The sequence below is a fragment of the Fodinibius sp. genome (assembly GCF_034521915.1).
Lineage (GTDB): Bacteria > Bacteroidota > Rhodothermia > Balneolales > Balneolaceae > Fodinibius.
Genome location: NZ_JAXHLU010000009.1, coordinates 67593 through 88854, shown reverse-complemented (window position 1 = coordinate 88854; position 21262 = coordinate 67593). Strand labels below are relative to the sequence as shown.

Here is a 21262-nt window from a genome sequence, read left to right as displayed (position 1 = left end):
AAAGGATTGTAAAAAATCTGTTGCAATCTGTGGTGATCTGCGGCTATTCTTCGAATGGAATTTCCAACTGCTTGAAATGGCCTTTTTCATTAAGGTTTAAATTCGAAAGCGTGATACCGAGCAGGCGCACTTTACGTTCTCCTACTTTGGTTTCTTCGAGTAGCGAAATGGCGGTATTGGCGATATCTTCGGCATCATTAATATAATGACTGAAAGAGGTGCTGCGGGTAATGGTCTCAAAATCCTCGTAACGCACCTTGAGTGTTACCGTTTTTCCGGCAGCATTTTTGTCTTTCATGCTTTTAGATATTTTCTCGGATAATTCACGCAAAAAGTTATTGATCCACCCCAGATCATCCACATCCTCAGAAAAGGTACGTTCTTTTCCTATGGATTTGCGGATACGGTGAGTCTTTACCTGCCGGTTGTCAACGCCCCGAACAATGCGGTAGTAATATCGGCCGGTTTTTCCGAATTCATTAACCAGATCAATTTCGGACCATTCCTTTAAATCCTTGCCGGTGTAAATGCCCAACGATTTCATTTTGGATTCGGTAGCCTCTCCTATCCCATAGAATTCGCCAATTTCGAGCTTCTCTATAAAAGTCCTGGGCATCTTCGGGTAGAATCACCGAAAGTCCGTCGGGCTTATCCAAGTCGGAAGCCACTTTGGCTAAGAACTTATTATGTGCTACGCCGGCTGATGCGGTAAGCCGGGTTTTATCTTTGATGCGCTGCCGAATTTTTTTTGCGATCAGCGTGGCAGACGGCAGGTTGATATGATTTTCGGTGACATCAAGATAGGCTTCGTCCAGTGAGAGCGGCTCAACGAGATCGGTAAATTCGAAGAATATTTCCCTGATCTGTTCCGATACTTTACGATACACCTCAAAGCGGGGCTTAACAAAAATAGCGTGCGGACATAAACGAACGGCTTTGGCTGCAGGCATAGCGGAATGAACGCCATATTTGCGAACTTCATAACTGGCGGCAGCAACGACCCCTCGTCCTTCGGGAGATCCTCCTACGATTACGGGTTTACCGCGATATTCTGGAAAATCGCGTTGTTCAACAGATGCATAAAAGGCATCCATGTCGATATGGATAATTTTGCGGATATCTGATTCAGCCATTGAACAACAAATGAGTGTATGCTAAGTAATATACGGTATCAGGATAAATGTATAGTAAAAATTCGGTTCCAAAATCGGTTAAAAAAGTATATTTTTTGAGCGAATCATTTTAAAATAAAATATATGACGGAATGGAAGAATTAAATGGGACGATGATATTCTGGCTGATTTCGGTTGGGTTGGTAGCCGGAGCACTTACCAAGGTAAGTATTTGGAAGCAAGGCGTTGAGCTTATCCCTAATCTTATTGCCGGTGTTATTGGAGCTGTTGTCGTGGGCACCGTAGCCGTAATGATAAATATGCCGGGAAGCTTGGTATTTGGTTTTTTAGGGAGTTTAGCGGTGCTTTTTATTATGAATGTTTTTTATTTACAATCTGATGAAGAACACGCTTAAATTTGTTGATATACTAATTAAAGAAGGCTTGCTTAAGATTATTATTTTTTGAGTTAGATTGGATTCTTATCCAAAAATTATTTAATTAGCAACAGGGATTGTGATGAGTTGTACTGGGGTTCTGGTTTCGGCCAGGACCCTTTTTTATTTTGGGGTGATGTAACTTCTGTTTTAGTCGGTCGTGCAAATAGGTGACCTTCAGTTATATCACAGCATCTATGGATACAGAACAGAGCCTGTCTTTTAATCAGCTCAAAGAGTTGAATGATCAGTTCGATCAGCAGTTGCAATCGCTCGAAAGAAATCAGCCACGCGATACTTCATTTTCATGGAAGAAGGTGTTGCTGAAAGTTGTGTTGGGTATCATAGCTTTATCCCTGCCCTTTTTTCTGCTTGTCAGAACTTCGGTATTCGTGTACGACGGCTATCAAGTTAATGGATGGCTGGCACTCTTGATCGGATGTATAGCTACGGTATTATTGTTGTTGCTTTACGGGGCAATTCTTGTCTATAAGTTTGGTATGGGCAAGAAAGCCCTGAAGTATATCTTCCGCGGGGTTTTGGTGTTGGTGGCAGCATATACTTTTTATGGGATGCTGTATTATTCGAGCCTGAACACTAAGACGGAAGAAATACGTAGCTACTATCGATCGCTGCATCCCATAATGCGAGTGGCGTTAACAACGGTAACGCTTGCAGATAGCGATGTGGTTGTAACAGATATACAACGCCGCCCCGAAGACTATCAGCGAATGGGGCTCTCTGAGAATGAACAATCCCTTCATTATGTGCAAGCCAGCGGGTATGTCCACGCTGTTGATTTGCGAACGAGGGGAAGGCCAAGGTTGAAGAATTGGATGTTTGAGTATTCTTTTAAGCTTCTTGGATTGTCAACGATTCGCCATGTAGGTACCGCTGATCACTTGCATGTTTATCTGCCGTTAAATAAATAAGTAATACTACATTAGTTAGCACTGTTTTAAAAGGGTTCGTTTACTGTATATTTAAGTAGCAGGTAAAAGTTAAATGTTTAAGAGGGATAATAAGTCATAGTTATGGAACAATCTGCAACATATTCGCTATGGTTGGAACCCACAGGTGATACGGCCTATAAATTACAAGAGCGTATTAAAGAGCTCAGTAAGAAATATGATACGCCGATGTTTTCTCCCCACGTAACGCTCCTTGGGGGATTGACGGCATCAAAAACCGAACTCGTAGCACTAACTGATACACTGGCTTCATCGGTGGCTCCATTTGATTTAAAACTTACCAAAGCCGGTTATCTGAATACTTTTTATCAATCACTGTTTATCCATGTAGAGCAGAATGAAGGGCTCACCTATCTGCATAACAATGCGTGCCGATTATTTGATTGTCCCGAAGAGTACGAAAATGAATATATGCCGCACCTAAGCTTGCTCTATGGAGATTTGACCCAGAAGCAAAAAGAGAAAATTCTCAATAATATCGGCCGAGAATTTTATGTCCAGTTTACCGTAAAAAAGGTTGTTTTAATGCATACGGATGGGAAACCTGATCAGTGGAAAAAAATTCATACAGCAATGTTCAAGCAGGGATAATAAATGTTGACACTCTGTAATAATATTGCGATTGTCGATCTAATGAGTTGCTAAGAATTTTGAAATATTACATTAGTTAAAAACCTATTTTATGTCAGACTATCAATTTTTTGCCCAGGTAAATAAGGCTTTTGACAAAGCAGCCCAGTATTCGAATTTTGATATGGGCTTGCTGAATCAAATTAAAAATTGCAATAGCATATACCGTTTCAGTTTCCCACTGAAAAAAGATAACGGTGATATTGAAGTGCTTGATGGCTGGCGGGTGGAGCATAGCCATCACAAGGTACCGACTAAAGGCGGAATCCGCTTTAGTATGACAGTTAATGAAGATGAGACAATGGCGCTGGCGGCACTTATGACCTATAAATGTGCTGTTGTTGATGTTCCCTTTGGAGGCGCTAAGGGGGGTATTAAGATAGATAAAAACAAGTATTCAAAAGCTGAACTGCAGCGCATTACCCGCCGCTACACTTTTGAGTTGATGAAGAAGGATTTTATAGGCCCGGGACTGGATGTTCCGGCTCCTGACTATGGAACCGGGGCCCGGGAAATGGGATGGATCCTCGATACCTATCGCCAGTTGAATTCGGAACTGAACAGCGAAGCCTGTGTTACCGGCAAGCCTATCCCAATGGGCGGTATTCGCGGGCGTACCGAAGCAACCGGACGCGGGGTCTATTTTGGGGTACGGGAAGCCTGTAATGACAAGGAGGATATGAAAGACCTGGATCTTGAGCCGGGCCTTGAAGGCAAAACTTTCGTGGTTCAGGGACTGGGTAATGTTGGTTATCATGCAGCTAAATACCTCATTGAAGGTGGTGCTAAAATGATTGGAGTTGCAGAGTACGAAGGATCGATTTACGACAAAGACGGAATCGATCTGGAAAAGCTAATGGAATTCCGGAAAGACACCGGATCTATTGTCGGTTTTGAAAATACCGAGGAGTTAGAAGACCGCGGAGCCGTTCTGGAAGCGGAGTGCGACATCCTGGTTCCGGCCGCTCTCGAGAACCAGATCAACAGCGAAAATATGAAAAGCATACAGGCTAAGATTATTGCCGAGGCCGCCAACGGACCAACAACGACCGAAGCGCACGAATATCTGAAAAAACGAGGTGCCCTCCTTATCCCTGACAACTATCTCAACGCCGGCGGTGTTACAGTTTCTTATTTCGAGTGGCTGAAGAATCTTTCTCACGTCCGTTTTGGAAGGATGGAAAAAAGGGCGGAAGCTACCAGCTATCGCAAAATCCTGGGAGTCATTGAAAACATTTCTGACCGCACTTTTTCAGAACAGGAGCTTGAAAAACTCGCTAGCGGTTCAGGTGAATATGAGCTTGTAGATTCGGGTCTTGAGGAAACCATGGTTGTGGCTTATCAGGAGATTAACGAGCTGCGTAAAAAGCATGATATCGATTTAAGAACGGCAGCCTTTCTAAATGCAATTAACAAGGTAGGTATTATTTACAATCAGATGGGTATTTTCCCATGATTAATAATTGACTCAGCGATTGTAACTGTCGTTAGTTATGACCTCATTTTATCTGATAATGTTTGTTGTGCCACTGCTAATCATTGGGTTGGCAGTGGCCCTTTCTTATCGTGTAAAATTCCGTGACAATGGATGAAACACAGGCTATTTCGATCGCGGTCGATGAATATGCCGTTGGAGCATTTATTGGATATCTCTTGCTGCTGGTTGGAATAGGAATATATTCTTCCCGCTTTTCGTCAGAAGGCATCAGCGAGTTTTTTATTGGGGGACGCCAGATAAATCGGTTTGTGGTGGCTCTGTCAGCAGTGGTATCGGGACGTAGTGCCTGGCTTCTTGTAGGCGTAACCGGTATGGCCTATGCGCAGGGTGCTTCGGCCGTATGGGCTGTGATGGGGTATGTTATTGTCGAGCTTTTTCTTTTTCTGTATTACGCCCGGAGACTCCGTAATTTTTCGGAGACCTATAACTGTATAACCGTACCTGATTTTTTTGCTGAGCGATTCAACGATAAAAATGGCTATCTGCGCATCGCATTGGTTGTTGTATTTCTGATTTTTATGGTCAGTTATGTTTCGGCTCAATTTGTGGCGGGCGGCAAAGCTTTTGCCTCCAGTTTTGGACTTACGCAAACCAACGGCATTATTCTCACCGCTATTATTATTATGGGATATACGGTGTTGGGTGGATTTTTGGCTGTCAGCCTTACCGATATGTTTCAAGCTATTTTTATGATTTTTGCATTGGTGGTGCTTCCCTTTATTGCTATCTGGGATGCAGGTGGTTTGCCCGAGGTTTTATCGCAGTTAAATAGCATGGAAGCTGGATTTGTGGATCCATTGGCTATTGGTTTTGGCGGATTCCTTGGATTTCTGGGTATTGGGCTTGGATCACCGGGCAATCCGCACATTCTTTCTCGTTACATGTCTATTGACGATCCCAAGCAGTTGCGATGGTCGGCTGTGGTTGGGTACAATATGGAATGTCTTGATGGGATGGGGTGCCATATTTATTGGTCTGGCAGGCAGGGCTTATTTTCCGGAGGTGGAACTGCTGCCGGCCGGTGATACCGAAAATCTCTATCCCGCCCTGGCGCAAGAGCACTTGCATCCCATAATTTTCGGGGTCGTAGTCGCATCAATATTTGCGGCTATTATGTCTACGGCAGATTCACAGCTTCTGGTGGCGGCATCATCGGTGGTTCGTGATTTATATGACAAGATTATTAAAAAAGGTCAGGAGATTACCCAGCGGAAGTTGGTACTTTATAGTCGAATTATTGTAGTAGTACTTGTAGCCATAGCGCTGGTCTTTAGTTTGGTTGCTCAGGAGCTGGTGTTTTGGCTGGTACTGTTTGCATGGGCAGGATTGGGGGCAGCAGTTGGCCCTACATCAATACTTGCTCTTTATTGGAAGGGAACGACCCGCAAAGGTGTTTTTGCCGGATTAATTACCGGAACGGCAGTGACCATAGTTTGGTATTATATCCCCATATTAAAAGATAATCTGTATGAGCTGATTCCCGCTTTTCTCTTAAGTTTTTTGGCTACGTGGCTCGTTAGCCTGTATACCCAAAAGCCTGAAAATATTGAGGAGGCTTTTGTGGAATTTGAAAAATAAGTTGTTGTTCTACAGATCAAATATTTCAGAAGGTTGCATGTTGCGATAATCCGGCATAATCATCCCGGCATCGGCCCCAAAGTATGTGGGATCGGAAACATAGTAGCGCTTTCCATTATATGTGATGGGATCGTTAATACGCTCGCCGCTTGGCTCTTCATCAGGAAACTGAACAGCAAGGGTTAAATGGCCGGGATATCGAACTACGATATAATCGAGATCTGTAAGCTGATCAAGCAAGTATCCAAGCATAATTGCTCGGTCATCACAGTCAGAGGCCGGATAGTAAAGAGTCTCAACGGGGAACATCTTTTTCTCAGTATTAAATTGCTCCCTATCAGTTTGATACTCAAAAGACCGCTGGGTAAAACGGAGTAACAAGTTTACCTGCTCCAGGGTAGATTTGCTCTCCAAGAGGGGTTTTAGGGATTCGGTTAGCTGTGAATGAGTGTCATTATTTTCTATCTGACTTCCAAAATAGAGCTCTAAATCAGCCTGAGGATAATTCCTAAAGTAGTTAACGGTTTGGAGATCTACCGGTACGCTGATCGAATAAGTGGAATCCCGGAAGGTGAATTTTAGATTTCGTTGTTCCTGTTTTGGCTGCAATATGGGAAATCTCTCAAAAAGTAAATTGATAGGCTTTCCCTCCTTATGAGCATGATGACCTTTATACGTATAAAATCTTTCCGGAAGGGATGAAGAATCATCACTTAATTGAATGTCATAATATTTTGAACCATCCAGGGTTAACGATTTTCGGAAAACGTGCGGGGTAGCTTTAACCAGTAGGTAAACCTTCTGGTTTTTATAGGCTACCTTGGTGCCGAAACCAGATTGTGTTAGCATAAACCATGTAAATAAGGTAGCCTCATTGGTCTTTTGGCCATAAATTTGAGTCCCTATGTTGTGTAGCAATTGGGCATATCCAAAGTCATTTAGCGACAGGCGCGTCCGAACTTGCTGAATTTGTTCCAGGAAAGAAGGATAGTCTTTTGTACTTAGGTGTTTCCAGAATTCTGCAATGGCTTTGCGGTTAACCGGTTTTTCTAATTGCTTTTCGTAGGCGGCGTAATATTTATAGTTGATCGGAATTCCAAAGTATTTAAGCTGCTTTGAGTTAAGTTTTGCTTTTTTGATGGTTGGATTAAAGTCGGCTGTGATACCTTTTGAGGGATTGAAAGATTCCGATTTAACCTCAATCTTCTGATCTTTTTCGGTTTTTGTCGGGTTCTCTTTCTGAGATTCAGAAGTAGTTCTTTTATTTATTTTTTGAGGCCGATCCGTTTCTGGAGATTGTTGATCGTCTGTTTTTGGATCGGTTTCATCCTGTGGTTTTTTGGGTTTGGGATCCGGGGAGTCGGGTTCGTCTACAACAGGAAGTTGCCTGGGTTTTGGTTTTTTATAGAACTCAGGGCTGTGCTCCGACTTAAAGTCTTCCCAGCCTTTTTGAAGCATCTCATAAAACTCTTTGTCATACTCATTTTGAAACTCTTGGAACTCTTGAAGGTAGTTTTCTTTCCACTCTTCAAAATCCTGGGCTTGTGCACTATTAAAAGAGATGCTCAAAATCATAAGAAAGGCAGCTAAAATGCAATGGAAAGTATTTTTAATAGTTCCTTGAATCATAATTTAATCCCCAGATTAAATGATTTATTTTGATAAATGGTAACCTCTAACTATCAGAGTTACAAACATTTAAGTTGCAGCTTAAAAGGCCTATTCTTGTTAAATAATTTAGATATTTAATTATTTCGCACAAGAAAATAAAGTTTATTGTAAAAAGTAGTAGGTGGAATTTTGCAAAAAATAAGATTAATATTTGAAATCTCATTTGAAAAATAGCATGTTCTTAGATGGCGAAAAATAAAACGGGGACAAATCTCATAAGTAAATATAAGAGAGTCAACCTATGACCTTTATAAGATTTATACTAACTACGGTAATTGCAGCATTTCTTTTTTGGGGATGCGGTCCATCACAAAGTGTTCAAAGAGTAGATCCGGCTTCCCAGTCAGATTTATCGGGAAATTGGAATGACACTGATGCCCGTATGGTGGCTGAAGATATGACTTCTGATATTCTTTCGGCTGCGTGGTTACAAAATGAAGAATCACCGGTTCTAATTGTCGGAGATATCAGGAATAATACGACAGAGCATATCCGAACGGACATTTTTATCAAAGAAATAGAGCGAGCCATCGTTAACAGTCAAAAGGTGGAGATTGTTGCAGATCCTGACCAGCGAGCGCAGATTAGGGCTGAGCGTGATGACCAACAGCAACATGCTTCTTATGAGTCTGCAGCTTCTCTTGCGCAAGAACTTGGTGCCGATTATATGTTGATTGGTGGCATCGAAGCTAATGTAGATAAGAATTTAGATGGGACACGGGCCGCCAAGTTTTATACTGTCAATCTTGAATTGATAAATGTAGAATCTAATCGAAAGGCATGGATTGGCAATAAAAAGATAAAGAAGATGATTGAGCGGAATAAAGTGAAATGGTAAGTACAGTTAGGTTATTTATTAATCTTAGAAAGTTTTGAGATCTGTTGTAGTATGTGATTCAAAAGAGAGAAAAAATATACCGAGTTTTTAAAGCCACGACAGGTTAGGAATGCAATATTAGCCTAATCGGGATAAAAGGTTAATTAAGTACATGAGGATCAGTTTCATGTTTGGTAGAAAGGTAACGGGAGGATTACTGCTCGTGGTTTTTGCAGGGCTTGTATCGGCATGCGGTTCGCAAAAATTAATGAATGGTCAAAAACAGATGCGTGTCTCCTTTCAGTCAGGTGATTTTGAAAGGGCTGATTATATTGCCGATAGCCTAAAAGAAAATCAGATCTATGAAGCTAAAGATCGTGTACTTTATGCCTTGGAAAAAGGGACAATTAATTATTTCAAGGGGGATTATGAACAGAGCATTGAGTCTTTTACCAATGCCGAAGAATATATAGATCAGTTATTTACAAAAAGTATAAAAACGGGGATTGGTGCATTTATAAGTAACGATACCCAGCTGAACTATAATGGAGAAGTCTACGAAGATGTGTATCTCAATGGATTTAAGAGTTTGGGATATTTAAAAATGGATAACTTTGAGAGTGCCCTTGTTGAAGCTCGGCGCATTGCCCAAAAACTTTCGGAAGCAGAGCAAAAATATAGCGATTACGCAAGTGCCTTGGCTGAGTCTGATACAACGGAGAAGGATATAGAATGGGAGGCCGGCACTTCCAGTATTCATGATAGTCCCTTAAGCCATTACTTGGCAGGTGCCCTTTATGCCAAAGCTGGTGAAGAAGATGACGCGCGGATCGAAATGAATAAATTGAAGAAGGCCATAAATAATCATCAGGCAATACCGGACTCAAAGCTGAAGTTTGATTCTACGTTTACTAAAGTGCAGCATCCCGACCGGTATAATACAATGTTAATGGCTTTTTGCGGTAATGCTCCAGACAAGGTAGATTTTAGTATTAATACTGATTTTAATCTTGATGGAAAAGGTGTAAAAATTGCTATTCCCAAACTAAAAATGCGACCCACAAATGTGGGTATTATTGAAGTAGTAATAAATGATACCATGAGTACTGAGTTAAAGATTATTGAAGAGATGGATAAGGTGGCTCGGGAAACATTTAAAATTAAACAGCCCATTATTATTGCGCGGGCAACGATCAGGGGGATTTTAAAATCTGTGGCTCAAGAAGGAGTTACGGATGCCATTGAAGATGAGTATGGGTCTATAGCAGGTGATGTCGCAAGTTTTCTGGGCGGCAGGGCCCGTGAAGCTACAGAGCAGGCCGACCTCCGGGGTTGGCAAACAATGCCCGGCAAGGTGTATACAAATGTAGTTAAGCTTCCTTCGGGAGAACATGATGTTACCTTCCACTATTATTCGCCAGCTGGGGAGTTACTATATTCTGAGACACGAAATATAAAAATCAGTGAACAGGAACGATTAGAACCGATAACTTCAATTTACTCTAACTAAAAAAGTGGATTTTCATCTGTTTTATGAAAGCTAATAATAGTATAAGCCATCGCTTATTTTTGCTAACAGGTCTCGTATTGCTTGTATTTACCTATGGTTGTTCGGCAACAGTAGAAGCACAAAGTCAGAGATTACCGGTCTGGATTAATAACCCTTCAGATCAATATAGTGAGAACCAATTTTTGATGGCGGTAGGTTCTTCGCCCACAAGAGAGGGTGCCCGGATCCAGGCTCAATCTAACTTGGCTCAAATATTTGTGTCAGAGGTTGAGGTCAATGAGACCTACGTTAATGAATTCCAAGAAATCACAGATTCTGAGGAGGAAGTTTCAACCCGAGAAAACACCAATTTGATTACTCAGTCAGAGGTAAACTCGGACCAACAGATGAGGAATGTAGAAGTTAAAGAAATGTATCAGGCTGCAGATGGCACGTTTTACGCTCTTGCTGCAATGGATCGTTTAGAAACAGCACAGTTATATAGCAGCGAAATAGAGGATAATCAAAATAAAATTAATTCTCTTCGCAAAAATGCTGCACAGACTGATAGTAAATTAGATCGTTTAATTTATTTAAAACAAGCATTAGCAACGGCCCGAGTTAATGAAATGTTAATTAATCAGCGGGCTATTCTATCCGGACAGGGAGGACGGGGAAATGTGGCGTTGCCAGAAATTATGCAAGAGTATAAAGAGGCCAAAAAAGCCTGTACTGTAAAGTTAATAACAGATGGAGAGGTGCCTAGGGAAGTACAGTCCGATATTACCAGAAAACTGCAAAATGAGGGATTTGAGGTGGCCAATAATAGTGGTGATCCGGTGATTGAAATGACTATTAATCTTATGATGGAACCGGTCGATTTGAATCGGCCCAAGTATGAATTTATCCAGTGGGCCTTACAAATTGAGGCTCAAAACAAGGAAAATGGACAATGGTTTAGTACTTATATGGCCGAGGGACGAGAAGGAAGTATGAATGAAAAGTATGCGCGCCAAAGAGCAGTTCAGGCAGTACAGAAGAAGTTGTCCTCAGAGTTTGCAGGATTTATAAACAGGGAGTTGCTATCTGTAGAGTAAATAGAATTAGCCGTGTTACCTATCAAATAAATGTGATTTGCTGATAATTTTTTTTAAACTGTCATTCCAATTAATGGAATAGGATTTTAACAAAAGTTCATCAATATGGACTATTTTAATTACATCATCTAATAATATAAATGGGGATTATTATGAAAATACGCATACTACTTACTTTTTTAGTAGCTGGATTTTTAGTTATGGGTTGTAGCAGTTCGGAGCCAGCAGCAGATAATTCAGGAAGTGATTTGCCAAACTGGTACACTAATCCGCCCACCAGCGACAGCGAATATATCTATGCTATTGGAGAAGGAACTTCTTCTCGAAGAAGTATGGCGAGAAAGCAGGCGTTGCAAAATGGAAGAGCAGCACTTACCCTTAAGATTGAGTCTGAAATAAGTGCCATGCAGAAAAACTTTGCTGAAGAGACAACATCAGGAGCAAACAGCAATTACAGTGAAGTATTTACTGATGTATCTAAATCAGTGGGACAACAAACATTGCGCGGTGTAGATGTTGATAGAAGTAAGTTTTATCAGCGAGATAATAATACTAAGCATGAAGTGCTTATGCTTGTGCGATTACCCGTTGGAGAAGCAGCGAATGCTTTGAACCAGGCACTTGAAAATACACTATCTAAAGATGAAGAGCTTTATACGAAATTCAAGGCAGAAAAGGGCTTTGAAGAAATGAAAAAGGCTATTGAGGAAATGAAAAATGGTAATATGCCATCTGAGCAATAGTTTGTTAGAGTAATAACCATTGAGACTTAAAATATCTCGACCCGGGATAACCGGGTTGAGATATTTCTTTTTTTGGAAGAGAGGACAATAGAGCAAATAACACTGCCAGCCGTATTAGCTGTATTAATTTCAATGTCAGGGAGGATTAATATTATGTTTAGGCAAAAAGGGATATCCTGCTTAGGAAGGTATCTTACTGGAATTTTATTAATAGTATGCTGCATTAGTAATTCATCTGTTTGGGCACAGGATAACTTTGAAGACTATAAAAAGCAGTACCAGGAGGGGTATCAAAAATATTTGCAAAATATTGAGAATGGTGTAGCAAGTTCTGAAGATGATTATGAAAAATATAGAGATGCATTTGAAAAGGAATACAAAGCATTTAAAAGGAAGATGCTGCAAAAATGGGGTGACTTTAAAGAGCGTTCCAACAAGCAATGGGTAGAATATAAAGAAAACGGTAATCTGCGTATATCAACGGATTTTGAAAAAGGAATTGGTCAGGTTGAGGTAATTGCGGAGAGTAAAGAAGAAGCTGAAAAGATTAAAAAGGGAATGCCCCAAAAGGTTTCTGAGGCCATGAATTACAAGGGAACCAGAGAGGGCTTTGAAACAGAGAATGTACCTAATAAAGAGATTACAGAAGAGCCGGTTTTAGCAGACCAGCTGAATAAACCTGAAGAACAACCTGTGGATGAATACGCCAAAGAGGTCGCAGAAAAAAGCACAAAAACAAGAGAAGTGAAAGGTAAGGATGGTGAGACTCGTTATGTCGTGTATGTAGATTTTCAGCTTGCGGACGATCATATGCAAAAAAGAGCAGAAAAGGTTGAGAATTTTATTTATAAGTTCTCAAGCCAACATGATATTGATCCGGCTCTTGTATTCGCAATCATTCATGTTGAGTCTCATTTTAATCCTACTGCCGCCTCACATGCCAATGCGTATGGGCTAATGCAGTTGGTACCAACCACAGGTGGACGTGATGCCTATCGGAGAATTTTTAACAAAGATGGTATTCCTACTAAAGAATTTTTGTTCCAACCGGATAATAATATTCAGATGGGAACGACTTTTATCGATATTATGGAGTCCAATTATTTTGATCGTGCCGAGGATGAGCTAACCCGGGAGTATTTGATTATTTGTGCATATAATACGGGAGCCGGAAATGTATCTGTAGCCTATACGGGCGACACGAACTTATCGAAGGCGTTTTCAAAAATTAACAGCATGTCACCGGAAGAAAATTACAAACATCTGCGCGAAAACCTGGAATATGCTGAGGCTAGAAACTATCTCAAGAAGGTTACGACCCAACGTGATAGATATAGCAAGTGGAAACGAAAGGTAGAAGAGTAGGGTTAATTTTGAATTTTGTTTTAAAACGAAAGCTATAACTTTTATTCTTCTTTCTGCGTTTTGGCCAGTCTTGGCTTACTTTTGAATAGCTTGCCCATTTACGTGTGTGGAAAAATTCCGGTGTTGTTATTTGGTCTATTTTGCATTAACTATATCACTCGAAATTTGATAATACCCTAATTTCAAAATTTTGAACACTATTTTAACAAATAAAGATAAGCAGTATTGGCAGGAGGGTCATCAGCATGGAGCTTATAATTTTATGGGGTCCCATTTTACTGATGAAGGGGTGTACTTCGCTGTTTGGGCGCCGAATGCCTATAGTGTGAGTGTAGTTGGAGAGTTTAATAATTGGGATGGCAGACAACATCCTATGGAGAAGGATGAAGATACGGGTATTTGGACAACCTTTATCCCCAATCTTGAACATTGGGCTTTATACAAGTATGAATTGAAAACGGCAGGGGACGCACCTCCTTTTTTAAAATCAGACCCTTATGCTTATGCTATGGAAGTACGCCCTAAAACAGCTTCGCTGGTGTACGATTTGTTGGATTATAAATGGGACGATAGAGACTGGATGGAAAATCGGGAGCAGCGGCAATCATTTCAGCGTCCTATATCAATATATGAAGTACATTTAGCATCATGGAAAAGAAAAGGGGAAAATAATGATGAATATTTGAGCTATCGGGAGTTAGCGCACGATCTGGTTCCTTATGTAAAGGATTGCGGGTTTACCCACATCGAGTTAATGCCGATTGCCGAACATCCCTATGATCCATCCTGGGGATACCAAATTACGGGTTATTTTGCTCCTACGAGTCGCCTGGGTGATCCCAAAGATTTTATGTACTTCGTAAATGAATGTCATAAAAACGGTATTGGTGTGATAATGGACTGGGTTCCCGGTCATTTCCCAAAGGATGAGCAGGGATTACAAATGTTTGATAGTACGCCCTTGTATGAATACGAGGATCCCAAAAAAAGAGAGCAGAAAGATTGGGGCACCTATATTTTTGATTACGGCAAAGAGGGCGTGCGAAACTTTTTATTATCTAACGCACACTATTGGTGCAATAAGTATCATATAGATGGACTGCGTGTAGATGCAGTAGCTTCTATGTTGTATCTGGATTATTCTAAGGGGCCCGGTGAATGGACGCCCAACAAACACGGCGGCAATGAACATTTAGAGGCTATACGGTTTTTGAAAGATTTTAATACCATGATTCATCGTGAGTTTCCGGGCATACTTACGTTTGCTGAAGAATCCACCTCCTGGCCCGGGGTTACCACGCCGGTCCATAACGATGGGCTGGGTTTTGATTACAAGTGGAATATGGGATGGATGAATGATACGCTGGAATACATTCAAAAGAGCCCGGCAGAACGTGAGAGCGATCCCAACAAGATCACCTTTCCGATGATGTATAACTATTCGGAAAACTTCACCCTGCCCTTTTCGCATGATGAGGTTGTACATCTTAAAAAACCCCTTGTCTGGAAAAGTACAGGCAATGAAAGTGAGCAGTTTTCCAATCTGCGCTTGTTGTTTACATACTTTTTTGGGCATCCCGGTAAAAAATTAATGTTTATGGGTGGTGAATTTGCCGAGACAAGTGAGTGGGCCGAGGATCGATCGCTCCATTGGCACTTGCTGGATCACAAGCGACACCAGGGGATTAAAAAGCTGGTAGATGATTTAAACTTATTGTACAAACAGGAGGAATCGCTACACCAGCTGGATAAAGATCCCAATGGTTTTGAGTGGATAGCCTTGGGAAAAGAGCAGCCTTCGGTATTTTCATTTTTGAGAAAAGCGAAGAATCCGGCCAATCACCTTTTGTTTATATTAAATTTTTCTGATCGACAGATATCCGATTATTCGGTTGGTCCCTTCAAGGGAGAGCAATATCGAATCGTTTTTAATAGTGAATCGGAATATTACGGGGGAAAAGATAAGGGTGGCCACTATGGCCTGGGAGAAGAACAGCACGTTTGGATGGAACCTTATTCGGCGTTGGTATTAAAGCCAGAACGTGAACTTGCGTAACACGTTTCTTTATGTCATATACTGTAGCTGTTACAGACAGGTTCATATGAATAAAGCTGTTAAAAGATTTTATTAACAGGCTCCATTTTAGTATATTTGTCCGTTTAATTTGTCAAATTTATAATATCCAATGGCTTTTAAGCTCAATCACCTCCCAAAGCGTACCGAAAAACCTCGAGAAAAAGGAATGACGCTTGTTTTAGACAAGGGTCTAAGTGTTCGACAAGTTGAAGATTTTTGCAAATCTTGTTCCAATTACATTGACATCGTAAAGCTCGGCTGGGGAACCAGCTACGTAACACAGAATCTGGAAGAGAAGCTGGCTGTATATTCCAATGCAGATATTCCGGTTTATTTTGGAGGAACACTTTTTGAGGCTTACGTACTGCGTGATCAGCTTGATGCCTATATGGAGTTGTTAGATCGCTTCAACATCGAGCATGCCGAGGTCTCAAATGGCACAATATGGCTTTCCGATAAGCGAAAGGTGGAGATTATTCAGAAGATGAGTAAACACTTTACCATTTTGTCGGAAATTGGGAGTAAAAATCCCAATGACATAATACCGCCATACAAATGGGTTAAGATGATTGAGCGCGAGCTCGAAGCCGGCGCATGGAAAATTATCTGTGAGGCTCGGGAGAGTGGCACAGTGGGCGTGTTTCGTCCCAATGGTGAAGTGCGATCCGGACTTATTGATGAAATCGCAGATTCTGTACCTGTAGAGAATCTGATTTTTGAGGCTCCTCAGAAAGAACAACAGGTTTGGTTTATTCGTAAGTTTGGAAGTAATGTAAATCTTGGCAATATACAGCCTTCAGAAGTAATTCCTGTCGAAACCCTGCGTCTGGGACTGCGAGGCGATACGCTTTTTGATTTTTATTCACTTGATGACGAAGAGATGAGTCAGCTCTATGCGGATCAGGAAAAAAAAGAGTCCGACGAATAAACAATAAATAAACAACGAATTCATTAGTATTTATCTATGAAAGTATTATATGCTGCCGCTGAAATATCTCCTTTTGCCAGAATGACACATACGGCTGATTTGCTCCGGTTTTTACCGGCATCCTTGCAAGACAAGGGGTACGAAATTCGTATTTTGTTACCTAAATATGGAACGATTAATGATCGAAGAAATAGATTACATGAGGTAATTCGTCTGTCTGGTATTGAGATCGAAGTGGGTGAAAAAATAGAAAATATGCGTATCAAGGTGGCAAGCATACCCAATGCAAAGCTACAGGTATATTTCCTGGACAATGATACCTACTTTGAGCGAAAGGCAATGTTTATGAATCCGGAAACAGATGAACACTACGATGATAACGACGAACGGATTGTGTTCTACAGTAAAGGTGTTTTGGAAACGGTAGCAAAATTGGGTTGGGAGCCTGATATTATACATTGTCACGATTGGGCAGCAGGGTTAATTCCATTGCTTGCCAAAGAGAAATATAATGATCTGGATCTGTTTAAGGATACCAAAGTGATTTACAACATCCATCATCCCGAAAACAACGGAATATTCAATAAAAAGTTGTTAGATCTGGTCGGGTTGCCCGATTCTGTGGATAAAGACAATCTTATTGAGGGGGACAACGTTGACTTACGCACCCTCGGTTTAAAATACAGCGATCATATTGTTACCGGCAATCATATAACAGATGAATTAGACGATCTTTTTGAAGAGCTGGGTGTTGAGGCAAGAAAAATTCAGGGATCGCCTGAAGATGTTTCAGATAAGTTTGCCAACTACTACGATGAGATTGCCGGAACTGAAGAAGAAACGGAAGAATCATAAATTTAGAGCAGTATCTCGTTGCAAAATTTTATACAAATTTCCTTTCAACAAGCAAGGTCATTTTACTTAGTATTAATTTTAGGTGTCTTGGTAGGGCTCAGTGCCTGTGAAAATCCGGGTTCTGTTGGCGGTGATCTTACGGATCCCACATCAGAAGTAGTGCAAGATACCTTGATTATAAATGGTTTAACCTCTGTAGATGCTACATCGTATTCCGGTGAACTGGATCTTTTTTCGGCCGGTAGCTTTGATGATCCCCTATTTGGCAGTATGGACGTTACGGGTTATTTAAAACCCAACCTGCCAGCTTCATCTGATACTTTGAAGGAAGAAGGGGAAGTGCTGTTGCGGATCATGTATAATAGCGAACAGGTTTCGGGAGATACCGCCGGTACTCAACAATTTGATTTATATCAAATTAATCAGTTCTGGCGCGATCGTGTGTTAAAGGTTGATAATGAGCTATCCTTAGGACAAAAACTTGGTGAGTTTTCGGTTGGAACTGAAGATTCCCTGATGATTAATCTGTCTGATATTGCACCGCAGTGGGTGGATGAATATCGCATGTATGCAGATTCCTCCAAACAAGATACTACCGGGGCGGTAGATTCTGCATATGTGTATGATGCTCACGGGTTGGCGCTAGTTCCTCAAAACAGTGCAAAGATTATCCCGCTTTACCGAGATTCAACTCGTTTTTTTATACAGCATCCCGAGGCAGATACTTTTGATGTACCGTTAAATAGATGGGGATATTATTTAGACAGGGGTACTAATTCCTCTATCCCACAGATATCAATTCCGTTGCACAGTACGTATGAAAGCGTACTTAATTTTAAATCCCTGGGGATTGAAGAATTAGATATTCAGCCCCCGGGCTTGTCTCGAGCAGAATTGGTACTGTATGAAAATACTCCTGCATTGGAACAAAGTTTGGTTGGAGAGCCTTCAACTACGCAAAGGGCAAAAGAACAGGTAGCATATTTACACTTGGCTAATCCCGAGGGACTACCCGAAAATATTGATCCCGGTGCCCCATTAAATAATCCGACGCGATTGCAAGGCAGCTATTCTGCTGAAAACGGCACGTTTCGATTTGATGTCACAAGACTGGTCGAAAATATTATAAGAAATGGATTTCCGGAAGATCGAGAGTTTTTTATAACTCTTCCAAATGACGGTGTTATAAAATCTACTCTTATAATGACAGATGATGATCAGGTTCCTGACGGACTGAAGCCTAAAATTATAATTACCTCTTTAAAAAATATTAAGAATTAGCGTTGAAAAAGTTAGCTCTTATAGTATTACTACTGGTTTTTGGAACTTCTGTAGCATTTGCCCAATCAGGTGATGCTAAGGCTACAAGTGGATCCGTTTATTCCCAAATAGGTATTGGTTATCCATTATCTACAAGTAATTCGGCAGCACAGTCGATGGGACTGCTGGGAGTTTCTTTTAATGAGACTTTTGTAGGTACTATTGCCAATCCCGCCCATTGGGGAAATACCGTATACGGCCTTGGCGTAGGAGAGATTGGGATAGATTCCTATAGTGCCAGCGATGGAACAGGAAGTGTTACGAACTCAAATTTTTCGGTTGGTCAGTTTCAACTTCAACTCCCCATCATTCGAGGAGAATTGGGAGTTTCAGGTTCTTTTACTCCGGTAACAGAGGCAAAATTCCGCACCTTCGAGCAGAAAACACTAACAATTGGAGATAATTTTCAGGGAGAAACAATTGATTTTAATCTTGAAAACCGCGGCAGTGGTGGATTAAATAGGGCTGAGTTGGGTCTTGGCTGGAGAATTAATTCCAACATCTCTGTTGGTTATGCCGCATCTCTGTATTTTCTTTCAATGGATGATTCTTATGTGGCCCGTTTTCCACAATCTCCTTATCGTAATGTAAACTTCAATATTGAAACGAGCGGACACAGTTTTGGACATCGTGTAGGAACGTTTATCCGATTACCTAATCTCTTACGAGAGGATGACCAGCTGGGGATTGGAGCGACTATTAATCTTCCTGTTGAGCTTAATGCAGAGCGAAAACAAACGGGTATTATAGATAATGGAGCCGTAACCTTGACTAAGAATTTGCAAAATGCCGACGGTCCTATTAAACTACCAACGAAAGTTAGTGGCGGAGTAAGCTACAGCCCCAGTAATATGTGGATGATAGGTCTTGAAGGGCTTTATGAGGGCTGGTCGGGATATGAAAATGACTTCAAACCCTCTGAAAATCAGATGTTTGTAGACCGCTATAAAATGGGTTTGGGAGTACAGTATTTTCCTTATGTTACAGGATCAACGAATTTTTTATCTAATTTTAAGTATCGGGCGGGAGCTTCTTATGATACAGGCCATCTGGATATTGATGGGCAACGAATTAATACACTAAAGTTTGCATTTGGAATTGGTATCCGATCGCCACGATCTAACTCCTCCATTGATTTAAGTGTTGAATATGGAATAAGAGGCACTCAAACTTCAAATTTGGTGCAAGAAAATATTTGGGGAGTACGATTGACACTTAATTTAGCTGAAGTAATGTTTTTCCGTCCAAAGCTTCAATAACAATAAATTGCTTTAGTATTAGTTTACAACTTGAACCATACAGTAAAATGTCAGCATTATGAAAAAGTTAATATTAATAACTGCTTTTATCTTTTTAGGTAGTAGCTGGTCGTTGGCGCAGTCCGAACAATCTCCTGTTCAGCCACCGAGTGGAATGAGTGAGATACAAGCTTATTCAATTTTTTATGAGAATTATAAGAATGACTCTTTTGAAGAGGCTATTAAGTTCGGCCGCTGGATGTGGCAAGCCATGCCAGAAACCATTGAAGGGTATTCTCGATTTGAGCTTAAGCGGCAAATCGATCGACTTACTACCGCTTATAGTGAAGTAGCTAAGAAAAAACAAGATCCTACTCTTAAGGAAGCGTATGTTGATACGGCTCTTTTAATTTTTGACCGGGCATTTGAAAAATTCTCAGACGATACAGATGCAAAATATGACTGGTATATAAAAAGAGGCCGAATGCTTCAAACTCATTCTGATCTCGTTGAGAATGCTCCGATGCGTGCCGCAGAAGATTATTATAAGGCTTTTCAGCTGAAACCGGAGGAGCTGACCAAAAGAGCGAAAGGATATTACATACAAAGAATACTTAATGAGTTTTCTTCTGCCGGTAAAAAAGATGCAGCTTTAGCTGTGATGAAAAAAGCAGAGCCGCATGCTTCTGAGAAATTGTTGAATTCTTTTAGTGATATAAGAGAAGACCTATTCGATTCACCGGAGGAGCAAATTGCTTTTTTAGAAAGTGAATTGAAAAACAATCCCAAGGATGAAGAAGTGTTAACGAAGTTGCGGGAGGTATATCAAAACCAGGATATGGCTGCAAAAGCACGAGAAGTAAGTCAAAAGCTGTATGATTTAAATCCCAATTTCGAAAATACAATGGCTGTAGCTGAAGCTTCTAAAAATAATGCCAATTACAATACGTCCATCAAGTATTTTAAGGAAGCGATGGATAAGGCATCAACTGACAAAGAAAAGGCTGATATAGCCTTAAATATCTCTGATGCATATCTAAACCAAGATCAATTGCAAAGTGCGCGCAGTTTTGCTCGTCAGGCCATTGATTATAGCAATAACTGGGGCGATCCTTATATCCAGATTGCTGATATTTATGCTCGAGCGGTAAGTCAATGCTCGAGTGATCGAAAGCTTACGCCCGAAGATAAAGCTGTTTACTGGTTAGTATTAGACTATTTGGATAAAGCTGAGCAAGTCGATCCTAATGCGGCTAATGAAGTGGATCGAAAGTATCAGGCTTATAAACCGGTAATTCCTACAAAGTCAGAGAAATTTTTCTGGAAACCACCTTTGGAGGAAGGCGAAAGCTTCAAAATTGATTCTTCCTTGATGAAGTGCTATGGCTGGATCAATGAAACAACAACGGTTCGATAAGTTTTAAATAACGGTAAAG

Annotated in this window: 18 protein-coding genes and 1 pseudogene; 17 read left to right on the top strand and 2 right to left on the bottom strand. The window is 40.8% G+C overall.

Annotated features, from left to right (window positions below; genetic code table 11):
• Positions 1-43 precede the first annotated feature (43 nt).
• Positions 44-1094 (bottom strand): annotated as a pseudogene (dinB, locus tag U5J89_RS15920) (DNA polymerase IV).
• 170 nt (positions 1095-1264) lie between these two features.
• On the opposite strand from dinB, the gene U5J89_RS06900 reads away from it, so the two are divergent.
• The 6 genes from U5J89_RS06900 to U5J89_RS06875 all read left to right on the top strand — a co-directional run bounded on the left by U5J89_RS06900 (position 1265) and on the right by U5J89_RS06875 (position 6226).
• The gene (locus U5J89_RS06900; protein ID WP_322574872.1) at positions 1265-1528 is read left to right on the top strand and encodes a hypothetical protein; all 264 of its coding nucleotides are present in this window, start codon (positions 1265-1267) and stop codon (positions 1526-1528) included.
• A 218-nt stretch (positions 1529-1746) separates the two neighbouring features.
• Positions 1747-2481 (top strand): hypothetical protein, encoded by a 735-nt coding sequence (locus U5J89_RS06895; RefSeq protein WP_322574871.1) that lies wholly within the window; start codon positions 1747-1749, stop codon positions 2479-2481.
• A 102-nt stretch (positions 2482-2583) separates the two neighbouring features.
• Entirely contained in the window at positions 2584-3111 is a 528-nt protein-coding gene (locus U5J89_RS06890; protein ID WP_322574870.1) for a 2'-5' RNA ligase family protein, read from the top strand.
• A 91-nt stretch (positions 3112-3202) separates the two neighbouring features.
• Positions 3203-4606, top strand: coding sequence for a Glu/Leu/Phe/Val dehydrogenase (locus U5J89_RS06885; RefSeq protein ID WP_322574869.1), 1404 nt, complete (start codon positions 3203-3205; stop codon positions 4604-4606).
• Positions 4607-4734: 128 nt separating this feature from the next.
• Entirely contained in the window at positions 4735-5673 is a 939-nt protein-coding gene (locus U5J89_RS06880) for a sodium:solute symporter family transporter (RefSeq protein ID WP_322574868.1), read from the top strand.
• A complete protein-coding gene (locus tag U5J89_RS06875; RefSeq protein WP_322574867.1) occupies positions 5597-6226 on the top strand; it encodes a sodium:solute symporter family transporter in 630 nt (209 codons plus the stop codon). The genes U5J89_RS06880 and U5J89_RS06875 overlap by 77 nt, the downstream gene beginning before the upstream one ends.
• 9 nt (positions 6227-6235) lie before the next feature.
• Here the strand turns inward: U5J89_RS06875 and U5J89_RS06870 are convergent, their stop codons facing one another.
• Positions 6236-7801, bottom strand: coding sequence for a hypothetical protein (locus U5J89_RS06870; protein ID WP_322574866.1), 1566 nt, complete (start codon positions 7799-7801; stop codon positions 6236-6238).
• A 337-nt stretch (positions 7802-8138) separates the two neighbouring features.
• Between U5J89_RS06870 and U5J89_RS06865 the strand changes: the two genes are divergently transcribed.
• The 11 genes from U5J89_RS06865 to U5J89_RS06815 all read left to right on the top strand — a co-directional run bounded on the left by U5J89_RS06865 (position 8139) and on the right by U5J89_RS06815 (position 21243).
• Positions 8139-8735: a penicillin-binding protein activator LpoB gene (locus tag U5J89_RS06865; protein WP_322574865.1), complete on the top strand. Its 597-nt coding sequence runs from the start codon at positions 8139-8141 to the stop codon at positions 8733-8735.
• 151 nt (positions 8736-8886) lie between these two features.
• Complete coding sequence (locus U5J89_RS06860; protein ID WP_322574864.1) at positions 8887-10224, top strand: hypothetical protein; 1338 nt, start codon at positions 8887-8889, stop codon at positions 10222-10224.
• Between the two features lie 23 nt (positions 10225-10247).
• Positions 10248-11300, top strand: coding sequence for an LPP20 family lipoprotein (locus tag U5J89_RS06855; RefSeq protein WP_322574863.1), 1053 nt, complete (start codon positions 10248-10250; stop codon positions 11298-11300).
• A 152-nt stretch (positions 11301-11452) separates the two neighbouring features.
• Entirely contained in the window at positions 11453-12043 is a 591-nt protein-coding gene (locus tag U5J89_RS06850; protein ID WP_322574862.1) for an LPP20 family lipoprotein, read from the top strand.
• Between the two features lie 153 nt (positions 12044-12196).
• On the top strand, positions 12197-13408 hold the full coding sequence (locus tag U5J89_RS06845) for a murein transglycosylase domain-containing protein (RefSeq protein WP_322574861.1): 1212 nt from the start codon (positions 12197-12199) through the stop codon (positions 13406-13408).
• A 190-nt stretch (positions 13409-13598) separates the two neighbouring features.
• The gene (gene glgB, locus U5J89_RS06840; protein WP_322574860.1) at positions 13599-15464 is read left to right on the top strand and encodes a 1,4-alpha-glucan branching protein GlgB; all 1866 of its coding nucleotides are present in this window, start codon (positions 13599-13601) and stop codon (positions 15462-15464) included.
• A gap of 130 nt (positions 15465-15594) precedes the next feature.
• Positions 15595-16413, top strand: coding sequence for a phosphosulfolactate synthase (locus tag U5J89_RS06835; RefSeq protein WP_322574859.1), 819 nt, complete (start codon positions 15595-15597; stop codon positions 16411-16413).
• Positions 16414-16449: 36 nt separating this feature from the next.
• Positions 16450-17268 carry a glycogen/starch synthase gene (locus tag U5J89_RS06830; RefSeq protein ID WP_322574858.1) on the top strand — a complete coding sequence of 273 codons (819 nt, stop codon included), beginning with the start codon at positions 16450-16452 and terminating at the stop codon, positions 17266-17268.
• 18 nt (positions 17269-17286) lie between these two features.
• The gene (locus U5J89_RS06825) at positions 17287-18549 is read left to right on the top strand and encodes a hypothetical protein (protein ID WP_322574857.1); all 1263 of its coding nucleotides are present in this window, start codon (positions 17287-17289) and stop codon (positions 18547-18549) included.
• 2 nt (positions 18550-18551) lie between these two features.
• Entirely contained in the window at positions 18552-19847 is a 1296-nt protein-coding gene (locus U5J89_RS06820; protein ID WP_322574856.1) for a hypothetical protein, read from the top strand.
• Between the two features lie 58 nt (positions 19848-19905).
• A complete protein-coding gene (locus U5J89_RS06815; protein ID WP_322574855.1) occupies positions 19906-21243 on the top strand; it encodes a hypothetical protein in 1338 nt (445 codons plus the stop codon).
• Positions 21244-21262 lie beyond the last annotated feature (19 nt).